This window comes from Paracoccus jeotgali (assembly GCF_002865605.1).
GTDB lineage: Bacteria > Pseudomonadota > Alphaproteobacteria > Rhodobacterales > Rhodobacteraceae > Paracoccus > Paracoccus jeotgali.
Genome location: NZ_CP025583.1, coordinates 580318 through 596173, shown reverse-complemented (window position 1 = coordinate 596173; position 15856 = coordinate 580318). Strand labels below are relative to the sequence as shown.

General features: G+C 65.6%; 17 protein-coding genes. 8 read left to right on the top strand and 9 right to left on the bottom strand.

The features are described 5' to 3' along the window. The first annotated feature begins 80 nt into the window (after positions 1-80). Complete coding sequence (locus CYR75_RS03015) at positions 81-446, top strand: ArsR/SmtB family transcription factor (protein WP_225972813.1); 366 nt, start codon at positions 81-83, stop codon at positions 444-446. 52 nt (positions 447-498) lie between these two features. Here the strand turns inward: CYR75_RS03015 and CYR75_RS03010 are convergent, their stop codons facing one another. The 9 genes from CYR75_RS03010 to CYR75_RS02970 form a co-directional block, all read right to left on the bottom strand. After that, the gene (locus CYR75_RS03010) at positions 499-1278 is read right to left on the bottom strand and encodes a succinate dehydrogenase iron-sulfur subunit (protein ID WP_101498789.1); all 780 of its coding nucleotides are present in this window, start codon (positions 1276-1278) and stop codon (positions 499-501) included. Positions 1279-1389: 111 nt separating this feature from the next. Further along, entirely contained in the window at positions 1390-1713 is a 324-nt protein-coding gene (locus CYR75_RS03005; RefSeq protein ID WP_101498788.1) for a hypothetical protein, read from the bottom strand. Next, positions 1713-2078 carry a hypothetical protein gene (locus CYR75_RS03000; RefSeq protein ID WP_101498787.1) on the bottom strand — a complete coding sequence of 122 codons (366 nt, stop codon included), beginning with the start codon at positions 2076-2078 and terminating at the stop codon, positions 1713-1715. The genes CYR75_RS03005 and CYR75_RS03000 overlap by 1 nt, the downstream gene beginning before the upstream one ends. Continuing rightward, positions 2078-3880, bottom strand: a complete 1803-nt coding sequence (gene sdhA / locus CYR75_RS02995; protein ID WP_101498786.1) for a succinate dehydrogenase flavoprotein subunit — start codon at positions 3878-3880, stop codon at positions 2078-2080. The genes CYR75_RS03000 and sdhA overlap by 1 nt, the downstream gene beginning before the upstream one ends. 7 nt (positions 3881-3887) lie before the next feature. Then, the gene (locus CYR75_RS02990; protein ID WP_101498785.1) at positions 3888-4277 is read right to left on the bottom strand and encodes a succinate dehydrogenase, hydrophobic membrane anchor protein; all 390 of its coding nucleotides are present in this window, start codon (positions 4275-4277) and stop codon (positions 3888-3890) included. A gap of 11 nt (positions 4278-4288) precedes the next feature. Next, positions 4289-4678 (bottom strand): succinate dehydrogenase, cytochrome b556 subunit, encoded by a 390-nt coding sequence (gene sdhC, locus CYR75_RS02985; protein ID WP_101498784.1) that lies wholly within the window; start codon positions 4676-4678, stop codon positions 4289-4291. Between the two features lie 249 nt (positions 4679-4927). Beyond that, complete coding sequence (locus CYR75_RS02980; RefSeq protein ID WP_101498783.1) at positions 4928-5134, bottom strand: DUF1737 domain-containing protein; 207 nt, start codon at positions 5132-5134, stop codon at positions 4928-4930. A gap of 2 nt (positions 5135-5136) precedes the next feature. Beyond that, positions 5137-5691 carry an NnrU family protein gene (locus CYR75_RS02975; protein ID WP_101498782.1) on the bottom strand — a complete coding sequence of 185 codons (555 nt, stop codon included), beginning with the start codon at positions 5689-5691 and terminating at the stop codon, positions 5137-5139. Positions 5692-5763: 72 nt separating this feature from the next. Then, a complete protein-coding gene (locus CYR75_RS02970) occupies positions 5764-6459 on the bottom strand; it encodes a sulfite exporter TauE/SafE family protein (protein ID WP_264080916.1) in 696 nt (231 codons plus the stop codon). Between the two features lie 152 nt (positions 6460-6611). Here CYR75_RS02970 and mdh point away from each other — a divergent pair, with 152 nt between their 5' ends. The 7 genes from mdh (at position 6612) to odhB (ending at position 15813) form a co-directional block, all read left to right on the top strand. After that, entirely contained in the window at positions 6612-7574 is a 963-nt protein-coding gene (mdh, locus tag CYR75_RS02965; RefSeq protein ID WP_101498780.1) for a malate dehydrogenase, read from the top strand. A gap of 375 nt (positions 7575-7949) precedes the next feature. After that, a complete protein-coding gene (gene sucC, locus CYR75_RS02960; protein ID WP_101498779.1) occupies positions 7950-9143 on the top strand; it encodes an ADP-forming succinate--CoA ligase subunit beta in 1194 nt (397 codons plus the stop codon). Further along, a complete protein-coding gene (locus CYR75_RS02955; protein ID WP_101498778.1) occupies positions 9140-9676 on the top strand; it encodes a hypothetical protein in 537 nt (178 codons plus the stop codon). The genes sucC and CYR75_RS02955 overlap by 4 nt, the downstream gene beginning before the upstream one ends. A 50-nt stretch (positions 9677-9726) precedes the next feature. After that, positions 9727-10611: a succinate--CoA ligase subunit alpha gene (gene sucD / locus CYR75_RS02950; RefSeq protein WP_101498777.1), complete on the top strand. Its 885-nt coding sequence runs from the start codon at positions 9727-9729 to the stop codon at positions 10609-10611. Between the two features lie 88 nt (positions 10612-10699). Beyond that, positions 10700-11092, top strand: coding sequence for a hypothetical protein (locus CYR75_RS02945; protein WP_101498776.1), 393 nt, complete (start codon positions 10700-10702; stop codon positions 11090-11092). A gap of 138 nt (positions 11093-11230) precedes the next feature. Further along, complete coding sequence (locus tag CYR75_RS02940; RefSeq protein ID WP_101498775.1) at positions 11231-14203, top strand: 2-oxoglutarate dehydrogenase E1 component; 2973 nt, start codon at positions 11231-11233, stop codon at positions 14201-14203. After that, positions 14200-15813, top strand: a complete 1614-nt coding sequence (gene odhB / locus CYR75_RS02935; RefSeq protein ID WP_101498774.1) for a 2-oxoglutarate dehydrogenase complex dihydrolipoyllysine-residue succinyltransferase — start codon at positions 14200-14202, stop codon at positions 15811-15813. The genes CYR75_RS02940 and odhB overlap by 4 nt, the downstream gene beginning before the upstream one ends. Positions 15814-15856: the final 43 nt, after the last annotated feature.

The window sequence follows — 15856 nt, the reverse complement described above, 5'->3', positions numbered from 1 at the left end:
GCGCCCATGCTGCGATTGCACGGATCAGGCCCGCATGGCATAATTCAACCTTCAGATTGACCATCAAGGCCGCTCTCTGCATGTCCGATGCCGACACCATGCTCGATCGCATCTTTGCGGCCCTGTCCGACCCGACACGGCGTCGGATTCTGGGGATGCTGCTGGAAGACGACATGGCGGTCAGCGATGTGGCGACGCCGTTTCAGGTCAGCCTTGCCGCCGTGTCCAAGCATCTGGGCGTTCTGGCCAGCGCCGGGCTGATCCGGCAGGAGCGGCGCGGGCGGATCACCTGGTGCCAGATCGACCCGGACGGGCTGCACCGCGCGGCGGTGTGGATGCAGGGGTTCGGGCAGTTCGAGCCGGTCGATCTGGATGCGTTCGAGCGGTTTCTGACCGCCGAGCTGCCCCCCGACCCGCTGTTGCAGGACCAGCCCGACCAAGCCTGAAACGCAGGATGCGCCGCAGCTTGCGGCCACGGCGCGTCCAATCAGCGAGCCCTTAGACGATGCGGTCGACCAGCAGGTGCTTGATCTCGGCAATCGCCTTGGCCGGGTTCAGCCCCTTCGGGCAGGTGTTGGTGCAGTTCATGATCGTGTGGCAGCGATACAGCTTGAACGGGTCTTCCAGATCGTCCAGCCGTTCCGGCGTCGCCTCGTCGCGGGAATCGATGATCCAGCGATAGGCGGCCAGCAGCGTCGCCGGGCCCAGATACTTGTCGCCGTTCCACCAATAGCTTGGGCAGGCGGTCGAGCAGCAGGCGCACAGGATGCATTCATACAGGCCATCCAGCTTCTTGCGGTCCTCGATCGACTGGCGCCATTCCTTGTTCGGGGTCGGCGTTTCCGTGATCAGATAGGGCTTCACGCTGGCGTGCTGGGCATAGAAATGCGTCAGGTCGGGGATCAGGTCCTTGACTACCGGCATATGCGGCAGCGGATAGATGTTCACGTCGCCATCGACCTCGTCCATGCCATAGATGCACGCCAGATGGTTGCCGCCGTCGATGTTCATGGCGCAGGACCCGCAGATCCCCTCGCGGCAGGACCGGCGGAAGGACAGCGTCGGGTCGATCTCGGACTTGATCTTGATCAGCGCGTCCAGAACCATCGGCCCGCAGCGGTCGAGATCGACGAAATAGGTGTCCAGACGCGGGTTTTCGCCGGTGTCCGGGTCCCAGCGATAGATCTTGAACTTGCGCAGATTGGTCGCGCCCTCGGGCTTGGGCCAGGTCTTGCCGACCCGGATCTGGCTGTTCTTCGGCAGGGTAAATTCGACCATGTCAGGCTCCTTAGCTTCTGGGTCTTGCGGACCTGGAAGGCGTCGAATGACGGGCCGGCACCGACCGACCCGAACAAGGCGCGTTGCGCGCGGCGGGATGCGCGCGCGGCATCAGCGCGCGCTCCACCCGGTGATGTCGTGAAGCGGCCGCGAGGGCGGCTGCCCGGCCCGGCGCTGCACGCAGGCGTCATAGGCTTGGGCCGGATCGCGGCCCATGATGTAGTCCGAGGACACCGACACCTCGACCCGGCTGAACGGGCGGACACCGCCGCGGCCGCTGGCCACGCCGATCCCCAACTTGCCCTGCGGGCCGGTCGCGGCGCGCGCGTCCTCGAGGCACACCCGCTCGGCATCGGCAAGCGGCATCGGGGCGCAAGCCGCCAGCGCCAGCGGCGCGGCGATCAGGGCGCACCAGATGGCCGCGCGCCGGATCATCACGCCGTCGCCGCGACCTTGGCGATGCACTGCGTCGTCGCCGGCCGCTTGACGATCAGCGCCACCGAGGCCGCCGCGCTGCCGGCATCGCTGACACCGCGCGCGGCGATGTCCGACAGCTCTGCCATCGAGGCGTTGTTGACCACGCAATCGGTATAGGGCGCGACGTTGCGGCCCGGCAGGCGCTTGGCCATCTCGCGGTTGACGACGTCGCGCGCCACGGCCCGGGTCGAGCTGTCAAGCGACGGCGCCGGCGGCGGCGCGGTGACAGACGGATTCACGACCGGCGGCGGCGGCGGTTGCACCGGAGCCACGCAGGCAGCGAGGGCCAGCGACATGGCGGCGAGCGGAAGGACGAGGCGCATCAATAAACCCTTTTCTTCGGAGCAATCTTCTGAAGGTCGATACCACCTTCCGTCTCTTTCGTCAGCGGTTCAAGATGCACCGGGCGATAGTCGAGCGTCACTTTGTTGCCATCGACATAGGCCAGGCTGTGCTTGCGCCAGTTCGCATCGTCGCGGTCGGGATAGTCCTCATGCGCGTGGGCGCCACGGCTTTCCTTGCGCGCCTCGGCGGCGACGATGGTGGCCAGCGCGTTGGGCATTAGGTTGGTCAGCTCCAGCGTCTCCATCAGGTCGGTGTTCCAGATCAGGCCGCGGTCGGTGACATGCAGATCGTCCAGCTTGGCGGCGATTTCACGCATGTTCTCAACACCTTCGGCCAGGGTCTTGTCAGTGCGGAACACCGCCGCATCGGCCTGCATGGTGCGCTGCATCTGATCGCGAAGCTGCGCCGTGGGCGTGCCGCCATCGGCGTGGCGGATGCGGTCGAAGCGGTCGAGGATCGCGTCCACGGCGCCCACATTCGTCGCCGGCACGGCGCTTTCGCGGTCGATCACGTCGCCGGCGCGGATCGCGGCGGCGCGGCCGAACACCACGAGGTCGATGAGCGAATTCGACCCGAGGCGATTCGCGCCGTGGACGCTGGCGCAGCCCGCCTCGCCCACCGCCATCAGGCCGGGGAAGACGGCATCGGGGTCGGATTCGGTCGGATTAAGCACCTCGCCCCAATAGTTGGTGGGGATGCCGCCCATGTTGTAGTGGACCGTCGGCAGGATCGGGATCGGCTCTTTGGTGACATCGACGCCGGCGAAGATCTTGGCCGATTCGCTGATGCCCGGCAGGCGTTCATGCAGCGCTTCGGGCGGAAGATGCTGCAGGTTCAGGAACATGTGGTCCTTGTCCTGACCCACCCCGCGCCCCTCGCGGATTTCCAGCGTGATGCAGCGGCTGACGACGTCGCGGCTGGCCAGATCCTTGTAGGTCGGGGCATAGCGCTCCATGAAACGCTCGCCTTCGCTGTTGGTCAGATAGCCGCCTTCGCCGCGGGCGCCCTCGGTGATCAGGCAGCCCGAGCCATAGATGCCGGTCGGGTGGAACTGCACGAACTCCATGTCCTGCAGCGGCAGACCGGCGCGCGCGGCCATCCCGCCACCGTCGCCGGTGCAGGTATGGGCCGAGGTGGCGCTGAAATAGGCGCGGCCGTAACCGCCGGTCGCCAGAACGACCATCTTGGCGTTGAAGACATGCATGCTGCCGTCATCCAGCCGCCAGCAGACGACGCCGGTGCACTGGCCGTCGGTGATGACCAGATCCAGCGCGAAATACTCGATGAAGAACTCGGCATTGTTCTTCAGCGACTGGCCGTAAAGCGTGTGCAGGATGGCGTGGCCGGTGCGGTCGGCGGCGGCGCAGGTGCGCTGCACGGGCGGGCCTTCGCCGAACTCGGTGGTGTGGCCGCCGAAGGGGCGCTGATAGATCTTGCCCTCTTCAGTGCGCGAGAACGGCACGCCGTAATGTTCCAGCTCATACACCGCCTTGGGCGCCTCGCGGGCGAGGTATTCCATCGCGTCGGTGTCGCCCAGCCAGTCGCTGCCCTTGACGGTGTCATACATGTGCCATTGCCAGTTGTCCGGCCCCATGTTCGACAGCGAGGCGGCGATGCCGCCCTGCGCGGCCACGGTGTGCGAGCGGGTCGGAAAGACCTTGGTCACGCAGGCCGTGCGCAGCCCCTGTTCGGCCATGCCCAGCGTCGCCCGCAGCCCCGCGCCGCCGGCGCCGACCACGACCACGTCATATTCATGGACCTGATATTCGTATGCGGACATGGAAACCTCAGATCAGGGCCGTGGCAAGCGAGACGCGCGCCAGGGCAAAAAGGGTGACGGCGATGACCAGCCAGCCGAACAGCTTGGCCGCGATCAGCGCGACCTTGCGGCCGGTGTGATGCAGATAGTCGTCGATCATGATGCGGGTGCCGCGGATGTAGTGCGTCATCCCCAGTGTCATGAAGACGCCGATGACGATCGCCGGATAAGGCTGGGCCAGATAGGCGATGATCTCGGGACGGCCGGGCAAGCGCAGCGCGGTGCCGATGACCATCAGGAAGGACGGCGTCAGCAGCGCCAGCGCGACCGCGCTGACCGTCATCCACCAGTGATGCTGCGTGCCCGTCCCGGACGGGCCCAGACCCATGGCAGCCTTGCGCGGGGTGATGTAATGCATGATGCCCCCTCTCAGATGAAATACAGGATCAGGCTGAGCAGGGTCAGGACGACCGAGCCCACGATGATCGCGATGCTGGATTTGCGCGACGCCTCGATGGTCATGCCCTCGCGTGCGTCATAGAAGAAGTGGCGGATCCCGGCGAGGAAGTGGAACCACATCGCCCAGCTTGCGCCCAGAAACACCAGAAAGCCGAACCAGCTGCGGGTCAGCCAGTCGGCGAACTCCCACAGCCTGCCGCCTGCCGCCGCGCCCAGCAGCCACAGGGCCACCAGGACCAGCCCCGCCACCATCGCCTGCCCCGTCGCCCGGTTCATGATCGAGGTGACCGCCGCCAATGGCAACCGATAGACCTGCAAATGCGGCGAGAGCGGCCGGTTCCCCCGGTTCACATCAGCCATGTCGTTCCCCTTCGGTCTTGTGCAGACCCGCGGCGACAGCTGGCGCGCGGGCTGGCTGGATTTGGCAAATCGTCATAAGGGCTTTTTCGCCCCTGTCACCGGTGCTTGTCCAGCCCCCGGCCAAATTCAGCCGAAATGCGGGTTTTGTGATCACACTCTTTGCGGGTGTGATCACATCCCGCGCGAACATCCGAGTCGCGGTGGCGCGGCGCGGCAGTTTGGCCGCGCGACCCCCTGTCGAATCGCGCTCTATTGCGCGCCCAGCTTCATCTCAGGGCTGTAATCACCCGCCACCTCTTTGGTCACCGCCTGCGCGCAGCGCATGACGCCGCGCCGCTCGTCGAAGGACAGGCAGGGGTCGCCATGCAGCACCCAGCCGGCGGCGAGCGCGGCGCTGACCTTGTGACAAAACGCCGCGCTGTCATCCTCGGTCAGCAGGCGATAAAGCGTCGCCATCCTCAGGACCCGAAGGGGTTATAGCCGAGCCAGGCGTGGATCAGCCCGACCACGCCATAGACCAGCAGCGCGCCGATGATCGCCATGCCCTCCTTCCGGATCGGAACGGCATGGGCCGGCGGTTTCCAGCCGGGCACGGTGCGGTTGATGACGATCATCTCGACCACCGCCCACAGCGCCAGACCGCCGAACAGCACCAGCGAGGGCATGTCGCCATTGACCAGCAGATGCGCCACCGCCCAGAGCAGAAAGCCGATCAGCTGCGGATGGCGCAGCCGCCGGGTGATGCCGGTCTTCATCCCCGAGGCGGCGAACAGATAAAAGCCGATCAGCACCAGCAGGTTGTTGATCCCGGTCATGGCCGCGGTCTTGACCCACCAGACCTCGCCCAGCGGCGCCACGCGGTAGCCCCAGATCATCAGCAGGATCGACAGGATCAGCGCCGCGCTGACCGCCGACCGGCCCGCGCTGCCCATATCGGCCCGCGCCCTTGGCGCGGCGCGCTTGAACAGATGGGCCGCCCACCACAGGGCCACGCCCAGCACAAGAATGAACATCTGGCTACCTTTCGTCGCTGCATTCAGAGGGGCAGAGTGTCAGCTTCGCCGCCCGCTCGCAACGGCTTCCGCTCAGGCCAGCAGCGTGGTCAGCCCGTCCCAGATCAGCCGCGCCGACACGATCAGCAGGCCCACGGTGATCAGGCGATAGAACAGCTCTTGCGGGATGATCTTCAGCAGTTTCAGCCCCAGCACCACGCCGATGATCGCCGGCAGGCACAGGATCGCCGCCAGCCGCAGATTGTCGGGGTTCAGTTGGCCCAGCATGGCATAGGGAATCAGCTTCACCGCGTTGACGATGGCGAAAAACACCGTCGTCGTACCGGCATAGACGGTACTGTTCAGCCGCAAGGGCTGGACATAGACCTGATAGGGCGGCGCGCCGGAATGGCTGACGAAGCTGGTGTAACCGGCAATCGCGCCCCAGAAGCTGCCGCGTCCCAGATCGGCGCTGCGCGCGTGTCCCAGCGCCGGGCGGATCAGCGCATTCAGTGCGAAACCGACGCCGATCAGCCCCACGATCAGCAGCACCACCGCGTCGTTGACCAGATGCGCCGTGGCCCAGCCCAGGCCGATCCCGGTGACCGCGCCGGGCAGCAGCATGGCCAGCACCCTGCGGTCGAAACTGCGCCGGAACGCGATCAGCCCGCCGATATCGCTGACGATATATACCGGCAGCATCACCCCCGCCGCCGTCACCGGCGACATCACCAAGGACAGCAGCGGCACCGAGATCATGCCCACCATCGACAGCCCGCCCTTGGCCATGCCGACGGCAAGGGCTGCCAGAATGGCCAGCAGCCATGATGTTTGCGATAACTCCACCGATGCGCCTTTTCGTCCTTGCGATGCGTCTTGAAAGCGATACGGCAAGGGAATAACCCATGCCACGACCATTTGAACATTTCCCGGAGGAAAATATGGCCCGTCCCAAGATCGCACTTATCGGCGCCGGCCAGATCGGCGGCACCCTTGCCCATCTGGCCGCGATGAAAGAGCTGGGGGATGTCGTGCTGTTCGACATCACCGAAGGCATTCCGCAGGGCAAGGCGCTCGACATCGCCCAGTCCGGTCCGGCCGAGGGCTTTGACGCCGCGATGAAGGGCACCAACGACTATGCCGACATCGCCGGCGCCGATGTGTGCATCGTGACCGCGGGCGTGCCGCGCAAGCCCGGCATGTCGCGGGACGACCTGCTGGGGATCAACCTCAAGGTCATGAAGGCCGTGGGCGAGGGCATCAAGACCCACGCCCCCAACGCCTTCGTCATCTGCATCACCAACCCGCTGGACGCGATGGTCTGGGCGCTGCAGAAATTCTCGGGCCTGCCCGTCGAGAAGGTTGTCGGCATGGCCGGGGTGCTGGATTCGGCGCGGTTCCGCCACTTCCTGTCGCTGGAATTCGGCGTCTCGATGCGTGACGTGACGGCCTTTGTGCTGGGCGGCCACGGCGACACCATGGTGCCGCTGACCCGCTATTCCACCGTCGCCGGGATCCCGCTGCCCGATCTGGTCAAGATGGGCTGGACCACGCAGGACAAGCTGGACGCCATCGTGCAGCGCACCCGCGACGGCGGGGCCGAGATCGTCGGCATGCTGAAGACCGGCAGCGCCTTCTATGCGCCCGCCACCTCGGCGATCGAGATGGCCGAGGCGTATCTGAAGGATCAAAAGCGCGTCCTGCCCTGCGCCGCCTATGTCGACAACGCTTACGGTCTCAAGGGGCTGTATGTGGGCGTGCCGACCGTGCTGGGCGCCAATGGCGTCGAGAAGGTCATCGACATCAAGCTGGACAAGGACGAGCAGGCGATGTTCGACAAGTCGGTCGATGCGGTCAAGGGTCTGGTCGAGGCTTGCAAGGGCATCGACGTCTCGCTGGCCTGAGATCAGCCTGACATTCGGACCAAGGGCGGCGGGGTTTCCTGCCGCCTTTTTCGTTTATATGGGTCACGGCGAGCACCGGGACAAACAGCGGCTGCCCCTGCCCCGGTTCTGCGCCACGACAAGCTGAAAAGCGGCAGGCGAGACAGGCCGCGTGCCGTGGCCGACTCGCTTTATCGGTGAGCGGCGCGGACCGTTTTTCGCGCGACATCGCCTGCCACGGACGGCGCTGCTGCAGGCTTGTGATCACAGCCTGAAATGGTGTGATCACAAAACACCCCTTTTCGCGGGTTTTGGCCGATCCGGCGGGAAAACGGTTCATACCCGCGCCATGATGTGTCAAAAGGCCGGGCAAACCGTATCAACGCGAGGTTTGCCATGAACATCCACGAATACCAGGCCAAGTCGCTGCTGCGCGACTATGGCGTTCCGGTCAGCGACGGCCGCGTCGTCACCCGCGCCGAGGACGCCAAGCGCGCCGCCTCTGAACTCGACGGCCCGCTTTGGGTGGTCAAGGCCCAGATCCACGCCGGCGGCCGCGGCAAGGGTCATTTCAAGGAAGCCGGGGCCGGTGAAAAAGGCGGCGTCCGGCTGGCGAAATCCACCTCGGAAGCCGAAGAGATGACCCGCCAGATGCTGGGTCGAACGCTGGTCACGCACCAGACCGGACCGGCCGGCAAGCAGGTCAACCGCATCTATATCGAAGACGGCAGCGACATCGAACGCGAGCTGTATCTGGCCCTGCTGGTCGACCGCCAGACCTCGCGCGTCAGCTTTGTCGCCTCGACCGAAGGCGGCATGGATATCGAGGAAGTCGCCGCCTCGACCCCGGAAAAGATCGTCAGCTTCAGCGTCGATCCGGCCTCGGGCCTGTCGGATTTCCACGGCCGCCGCGTGGCCTTTGCCCTGGGTCTGCAGGGCCAGCAGGTCAAGCAATGCGTCAAGCTGGTCAAGGATCTGTATCGCCTGTTCCTCGACAAGGACATGGAGATGCTGGAGATCAACCCGCTGATCGTCACCACCGAAGGCGGGCTGAAGGCGCTGGACGCCAAGATGGGCTTCGACAACAACGCGCTGTATCGCCACGACGACATCTTCGCCCTGCGCGACGAGACCGAGGAAGACCCCAAGGAACTGGAAGCCTCGAAATACGACCTGAACTATATCGCGCTTGACGGCGAGATCGGCTGCATGGTCAACGGCGCCGGTCTGGCAATGGCGACCATGGACATCATCAAGCTGTATGGCGCCGAGCCGGCGAACTTTCTGGATGTCGGCGGCGGCGCGACCAAGGAAAAGGTCACCGAGGCGTTCAAGATCATCACCAGCGACGACAACGTCAAAGGCATCCTGGTCAACATCTTCGGCGGCATCATGCGCTGCGACATCATCGCCGAGGGCATCGTCGCCGCGGTGAAAGAGGTCGGGCTGAAGGTTCCGCTGGTGGTCCGTCTGGAAGGCACCAATGTCGACAAGGGCAAGGAGATCATCAACAACTCCGGCCTCGACGTGATCGCCGCCGACGACCTCAAGGACGGCGCCGAAAAGATCGTCAAGGCGGTGAAGGGATGAGACTGCCTGCTGCCATCGCGGCGGCCGGGCTTTTGCTGACCGCCTGCACCGAGATCGCCGAACCCATGGGCGTGGTTGCGACCGCGCCCGGCGATCTGCAGCGGGTGAGCTATGACGAAGCGACCGAGGCCCGCAGGCTCGCGAAAGCGTGCCTCGCGGCCGAGGCGAAGGGCGTCGATGCGCTGGGGTTCCTGACCCGCGAGGGCTATCAATACATGACCGGGCTGATGCCGCTTTTCGTCAAGGAAGCGCCGCAGAACGCCTCGATCGAACTGGTCCACAGCATCGGCGTCCGCAAGAGGAACAACGAGAGCGACTGCGCCATCATCGTGCGCCCCCATACCCACGGCGCCTCGGTGCTGGCTGTGGTGACGGACGAGATCCAGCGTCAGGGCTGGACCCGGACGCCCGCGCCGACCGAGCCGGCCGAGCTGTTCACCAAGGATGGCCGCACCGTCGCGGTCCGTGCTTCGGTGCCGGGCGGGGTGATGAAATACAGCGACGGCGCCGAAATCTCGATCTCGAAACGCTAGAACAACACGCCGCCACAGCGCGGAACGACAAACGCAAGGAGCGCCACCACATGGCCATTCTCGTCGACAAGAACACCAAAGTCATCTGCCAGGGGATCACCGGATCGCAGGGCACCTTCCACACCGAACAGGCCATCGCCTATGGCACCAAAATGGTCGGCGGCGTGACCCCCGGCAAGGGCGGCACCACCCATCTGGACCTGCCGGTCTTCAACAGCGTCCACGAGGCCGTGGCCGAAACCGGCGCCACCGCGTCTGCAATCTATGTCCCGCCGCCCTTCGCGGCCGATTCGATCCTGGAAGCCATCGACGCCGAGGTGCCGCTGATCGTCTGCATCACCGAGGGCATCCCGGTTCTGGACATGATGCGCGTCAAGCGCGTGCTGGCCGACAGCAAGTCGCGGCTGATCGGGCCGAACTGCCCCGGCATCATGACGCCCGGCGAATGCAAGATCGGCATCATGCCGGGCAGCATCTTCAAGCGCGGCTCGGTCGGTGTCGTCTCGCGTTCGGGCACGCTGACCTATGAGGCCGTCAAGCAGACCTCGGATGTGGGTCTGGGCCAGTCCTCGGCCGTCGGCATCGGCGGCGACCCGATCAAGGGGCTGGAGCATATCGACGTGCTGCGGATGTTCCTGGACGACCCGGAAACGGAATCGATCATCATGATCGGCGAGATCGGCGGATCGGCCGAGGAAGAGGCCGCCGAATTCCTGGCCGAGCAGAAGAAGAAGGGCAACTGGAAGCCCACCGCCGGCTTCATCGCCGGCCGCACCGCCCCTCCGGGCCGGCGCATGGGCCATGCGGGCGCAATCGTGTCCGGTGGCAAGGGCGACGCGGAATCCAAGATCGAGGCCATGAAGAAGGCCGGGATCGTGGTCGCCGACAGCCCCGCCCAGCTGGGCGAGGCCGTGCTGCGGGCCATCAAGGGCTGATGATTTGACACCACGCGCCCCCGTGACACTATGGGGGCGCACCACATGGTTGCGCTTGGCCCGCTTTCCCCGGCCAGACAGGAACGAGATGACCGCCGAACCGCCGCTTTCCCCCGCCTCTGCCGCCGCCCCCGGGCCGCGTCGGATCGCGTCCGGTGCGTTGCTGACGGCGGCGGTGCTGTCCCTGTCCAGCTGCGGGCCGCGCAACACCGACGAGACGCTGCGCGGCGGGGTTCCGGCGCGCACCAACCTGCCGCTGGCCACTGGCCTGCCGCCGGATGCGGTGCGGACCGTCTCGCGCCGCGATTACGGCTGGCGGCTGATCTATCTGCCCGCGCTGTCCCCCGCCGACGCCGAGGGCCGCGCCGCCAGCGCGCTCTGCCGGCTGGAACGGCGCGGCGTCGGGCGCATCGAACAGATCCCGCAGGTCGCGCCGCAGGACGATCCCGGCGCGCGCATGATCGACATCCACTGTGCATGAGGGCCGCGATGACATGTCCATGCCGCGACCCGCACCCCCTGCCCGACCGAAAGCTGTCGGGCTGCCGAATTACCGGCCTCGCCACGCGGCGCTGCCTGCCCCCCTTACGTATGGACCAACACCTGTCGAGGTTCTGCCATGAATGACCATCCCAAGAACGCCGATTTCCACGACTCATCCTTTCTGCAGGGTCACAACGCGACCTATATCGAACAGCTTTACGGGCAATGGGCGAAAGACCCGGCAGCCGTGGATGCGGCCTGGGACCGCTATTTCGCCGCGCTCGGCGATGACGCCCGCGACGCCGAGGCCGAGGCTGCAGGCCCCAGCTGGAAGCGCAGCGACTGGCCGCCGACCCCGCAGGGCGAGGACATCGCCGCGCTGACCGGCGAATGGCCCATGGCCTCGAAGGCCGAGGCCAGTGCCGCGATGGAAAAGATTGCCGCCAAGGCCGCCGCCAAGGGCAAGGAGATAACGCCCGACGCCATGCGTCAGGCGGTGCTGGACAGCATCCGCGCGCTGATGCTGATCCGCGCCTACCGCATCCGGGGGCACCTGCACGCCGATCTCGACCCGCTGAACCTGCGCGAGGTGCCCGATCACGGCGAATTGCTGCCCCAGACCTATGGCTTCGGCCCCGGCGACATGGACCGGCCGATCTTCATCGACAACGTGCTGGGTCTGGAAGTCGCCAGCATCCGCCAGATCGTCGATCTGATGGAGCGGACCTATTGCGGCACCTTCGCCATGCAATACATGCACATCTCGAACCCCGAGGAAGCCGCATGGCTGAAAGAGCGGATCGAGGGTTACGGCAAGGAGATCGGCTTTACCCGCACCGGCCGCCGCGCCATCCTGAACAAGCTGGTCGAGGCCGAGGGCTTTGAAAAGTTCCTGCATGTCAAATACATGGGCACCAAGCGCTTTGGTCTGGACGGCGGCGAGTCGCTGATCCCGGCGATGGAGCAGATCATCAAGCGCGGCGGTGCGCTTGGGGTGCAGGAAATCGTCATCGGAATGCCGCATCGCGGGCGTCTGTCGGTGCTGGCGAACGTGCTGGGCAAGCCCTACCGCGCCATCTTCCACGAATTCCAGGGCGGCAGCTTCAAGCCCGAGGATGTCGACGGCTCGGGTGACGTGAAATATCACCTCGGCGCGTCCTCGGACCGCGAATTCGACGGCAACGAGGTGCACCTGTCGCTGACCGCCAACCCCTCGCATCTCGAGGCGGTGAACCCGGTCGTGCTGGGCAAGGCCCGCGCCAAGGGCGACCAGCTGAAAGACACGGTCGAGCGGACCAAGGTGCTGCCGATCCTGCTGCATGGCGACGCGGCCTTTGCCGGTCAGGGCATCGTGGCGGAATGTCTGCAGCTGTCGGGCATCCGCGGCCATCGCACCGGCGGCACGATCCATATCGTCGTGAACAACCAGATCGGCTTTACCACCGCGCCGCATTTCAGCCGCACCTCGCCCTATCCGACCGATATCGCGCTGATGGTCGAGGCGCCGATCTTCCACGTCAACGGCGACGACCCCGAGGCCGTAGTCCACGCCGCCCGCGTCGCCACCGAGTTCCGTCAGAAGTTCCACAAGGACGTGGTGCTGGACATCTTCTGCTATCGCCGCTTCGGTCACAACGAAGGCGATGAGCCGATGTTCACCAACCCGGCGATGTACAAGGAAATCAAGACCCACAAGACGACGCTGCAGCTTTATACCGAACGTCTGGTCGCCGACGGGCTGATCCCCGAGGGCGAGATCGAGGACATGAAGGCCGCGTTCCAGGCGCATCTGAACGAAGAGTTCGAGATGGGCAAGAACTTCAAGCCGAACAAGGCCGACTGGCTGGACGGCAAATGGACCGGGCTGGAAAGCGAGGGGCAGGACTATGTCTCGGGCGAGACCGGCATCTCGGCCGAGACCATGGCCGATATCGGGCGCGCGCTGACCACGCCGCCCGAAGGTCTCAACCTGCACCGCACCGTCGGCCGGCTGATCGAGGCGAAAAAGCAGATGTTCGAATCCGGTCAGGGCTTTGACTGGGCGACGGGCGAGGCGCTGGCCTTTGGCTCGCTGGTGGTCGAGGGCCACCGGGTGCGCCTGACCGGGCAGGATTCGGCGCGCGGCACCTTCAGCCAGCGCCATTCGGCCTTTGTCGATCAGGTGGACGAGCAGCGTTACTATCCGCTGAACAACATCCGCGAGGGTCAGGCGCATTACGAAGTGCACGACTCGATGTTGTCGGAATACGCCGTTCTGGGCTTCGAATACGGCTATTCGCTGGCCGAACCCAACGCGCTGACCCTGTGGGAGGCGCAGTTCGGCGACTTTGCCAACGGCGCGCAGATCATGTTCGACCAGTTCATCTCGTCGGGCGAAAAGAAGTGGCTGCGGATGTCCGGTCTGGTCATGCTGCTGCCGCACGGGTTCGAGGGTCAGGGGCCGGAACACTCGTCGGCGCGGCTGGAACGCTTCCTGCAGATGTGCGCCGAGGATAACTGGATCGTCGCCAACGTGACGACTCCGGCCAACTATTTCCACATCCTGCGGCGCCAGCTGCACCGCAAGTTCCGCAAGCCGCTGGTCATCATGACCCCGAAATCGCTGCTGCGTCACCCGCTGGCGGTCAGCAGCGCCGACGAGTTCCAGACCGGCTCGACCTTCCACCGCGTGCTGCCCGACGACGCCGAACGCGGCCGGTCCGAGACCAAGCTGACCAGCGACGACAAGATCCGCCGCATCGTCATGTGCTCGGGCAAGGTCTATTACGACCTGCTGCAGGCCCGCGACGAAGCCGGGATCGACGACATCTATCTGATGCGTCTGGAGCAGTTCTATCCCTTCCCGCAGCAGGCGCTGCTGAAAGAGCTGGGGCGGTTCCGCAATGCCGAGCTGATCTGGTGCCAGGAAGAGCCCAAGAACCAGGGCGGCTGGAACTTTGTCGAGCCGAACCTTGAATGGGTGCTGGACAAGCTGGAACATCCCGCCGGACGGGCACGTTACATCGGCAGGGCCGCTGCGGCCTCGGTGGCGACGGGCCTCGCCTCGCGCCACAAGGCCGAACAGGACGCTCTGGTGCGCGATGCGCTGATGCTGGGAGATGATCAATGACCATCGAGGTCCGGGTTCCGTCGCTGGGGGAATCGGTGTCCGAAGCGACCGTCGCCACCTGGTTCAAGCAACCGGGTGACGCCGTCGAAATGGACGAGATGCTGTGCGAGCTGGAAACCGACAAGGTGACGGTCGAGGTGCCCGCCCCCTCGGCCGGGGTGCTGGTCGAGATCGTCGCCGCAGAAGGCGAGACGGTCGCACCCGACGCGCTGCTGGCCCAGATCGACGAGACCGCGTCGGCCGGTGACGGCAAGCGCAGCAAGCCCACGAAATCCGCCGATACCGCAACCAGGGAAACGGCACCCAAACAGGAACAGGCCGCCGAAGCGACGGCGCAGCAAGATCAGGAAGGAACGAAGATGAGCGGTAAGGCAGTGGACGTGATGGTGCCCTCGCTGGGTGAATCGGTGACCGAGGCGACCGTGGCCACCTGGTTCAAGCAGGTGGGCGACAGCGTCGCGGTGGACGAGATGCTGTGCGAGCTGGAAACCGACAAGGTCTCGGTCGAGGTGCCTGCCCCCGTCGCCGGCGTGCTGGCCGAGATCGTCGCCGCCGAAGGCGAGACCGTCGATGCCAAGGCCCGGCTTGCCGTCATCACCGAAGGCGCCGCAGCCGAAGGCGGCGACGCGAAATCCGCGCCGCGCGCCGACACCTCGACCCCCAAGGACGAAAAGGCCGAAAAGGTCGGCTCGCCCGGCGCCGGTCCCGAAGAGGTGACGCCGCGTTCCGATGTCGAGGACGCGCCCTCGGCCCGCAAGGCGATGGCCGAAAAGGGCATCAGCCGCGACCAGGTCCAGGCCTCGGGCAAGGATGGCCGGGTGATGAAGGAAGACGTGGCCCGCGCCGAATCCGCGCCGGCCCCGTCCGCGCCCGCCCGCGCCGCCCAGGCCCCGCGCCGCGCGGACCAGTCGGGCCGCGAGGAACGGGTCCGCATGACCCGCCTGCGCCAGACCATCGCCCGCCGCCTGAAGGACGCGCAGAACACCGCCGCCATGCTGACCACCTATAACGAGGCGGACATGAAAAGCGTGATGGACCTGCGCAACGAGTACAAGGACCAGTTCGAGAAGAAGCACGGCGTCAAGCTGGGCTTCATGTCCTTCTTCGTCAAAGCCTGCTGCCATGCGCTGAAAGAGGTGCCCGAGGTCAATGCCGAGATCGACGGCACCGATGTCGTCTACAAGAATTATGTCAACATGGGCGTGGCCGTGGGCACCCCGCAGGGGTTGGTGGTGCCGGTCGTGCGCGATGCCGACCAGCGCAGCTTTGCCGGGATCGAGCAGGAGATCGGCGAGCTTGGCCGCAAGGCCCGCGACGGCAAGCTGACCATGGACGACATGCAGGGCGGCACCTTCACCATCTCGAATGGCGGGGTCTATGGCTCGCTGATGTCCTCGCCCATCCTCAACCCGCCGCAGTCGGGGATTCTGGGGATGCACAAGATCCAGGAACGCCCGGTCGTCGTCGGTGGCGAGATCGTCATCCGGCCGATGATGTATCTGGCGCTGAGTTATGACCACCGGATCGTCGACGGCAAGGGCGCGGTGACCTTCCTCGTCCGCGTGAAGGAGGCGCTGGAAGACCCGCGCCGCCTGCTAATGGATCTGTAAACGCAAAAGGTGGGGGTCGGGCATCGCGTCCGGCCCCTGCCCG

Excerpts from the sequence above, each read along its gene's own strand:
- CYR75_RS03010 (WP_101498789.1), bottom strand. The coding sequence starts at position 1,278 with ATGGTCGAATTTACCCTGCCGAAGAACAGCCAGATCCGGGTCGGCAAG.
- CYR75_RS02975 (WP_101498782.1), bottom strand. The coding sequence starts at position 5,691 with ATGTTCATTCTTGTGCTGGGCGTGGCCCTGTGGTGGGCGGCCCATCTG.
- mdh (WP_101498780.1), top strand. The coding sequence starts at position 6,612 with ATGGCCCGTCCCAAGATCGCACTTATCGGCGCCGGCCAGATCGGCGGC.
- CYR75_RS02940 (WP_101498775.1), top strand. The coding sequence starts at position 11,231 with ATGAATGACCATCCCAAGAACGCCGATTTCCACGACTCATCCTTTCTG.
- odhB (WP_101498774.1), top strand. The coding sequence starts at position 14,200 with ATGACCATCGAGGTCCGGGTTCCGTCGCTGGGGGAATCGGTGTCCGAA.
- sucC (WP_101498779.1), top strand. The coding sequence starts at position 7,950 with ATGAACATCCACGAATACCAGGCCAAGTCGCTGCTGCGCGACTATGGC.
- CYR75_RS02980 (WP_101498783.1), bottom strand. The coding sequence starts at position 5,134 with ATGGCGACGCTTTATCGCCTGCTGACCGAGGATGACAGCGCGGCGTTT.
- CYR75_RS02970 (WP_264080916.1), bottom strand. The coding sequence starts at position 6,459 with ATGGCCAAGGGCGGGCTGTCGATGGTGGGCATGATCTCGGTGCCGCTG.
- CYR75_RS03005 (WP_101498788.1), bottom strand. The coding sequence starts at position 1,713 with ATGATCCGGCGCGCGGCCATCTGGTGCGCCCTGATCGCCGCGCCGCTG.
- CYR75_RS02990 (WP_101498785.1), bottom strand. The coding sequence starts at position 4,277 with ATGCATTACATCACCCCGCGCAAGGCTGCCATGGGTCTGGGCCCGTCC.
- sdhA (WP_101498786.1), bottom strand. The coding sequence starts at position 3,880 with ATGTCCGCATACGAATATCAGGTCCATGAATATGACGTGGTCGTGGTC.
- sdhC (WP_101498784.1), bottom strand. The coding sequence starts at position 4,678 with ATGGCTGATGTGAACCGGGGGAACCGGCCGCTCTCGCCGCATTTGCAG.
- CYR75_RS03000 (WP_101498787.1), bottom strand. The coding sequence starts at position 2,078 with ATGCGCCTCGTCCTTCCGCTCGCCGCCATGTCGCTGGCCCTCGCTGCC.
- CYR75_RS02955 (WP_101498778.1), top strand. The coding sequence starts at position 9,140 with ATGAGACTGCCTGCTGCCATCGCGGCGGCCGGGCTTTTGCTGACCGCC.
- CYR75_RS03015 (WP_225972813.1), top strand. The coding sequence starts at position 81 with ATGTCCGATGCCGACACCATGCTCGATCGCATCTTTGCGGCCCTGTCC.
- sucD (WP_101498777.1), top strand. The coding sequence starts at position 9,727 with ATGGCCATTCTCGTCGACAAGAACACCAAAGTCATCTGCCAGGGGATC.
- CYR75_RS02945 (WP_101498776.1), top strand. The coding sequence starts at position 10,700 with ATGACCGCCGAACCGCCGCTTTCCCCCGCCTCTGCCGCCGCCCCCGGG.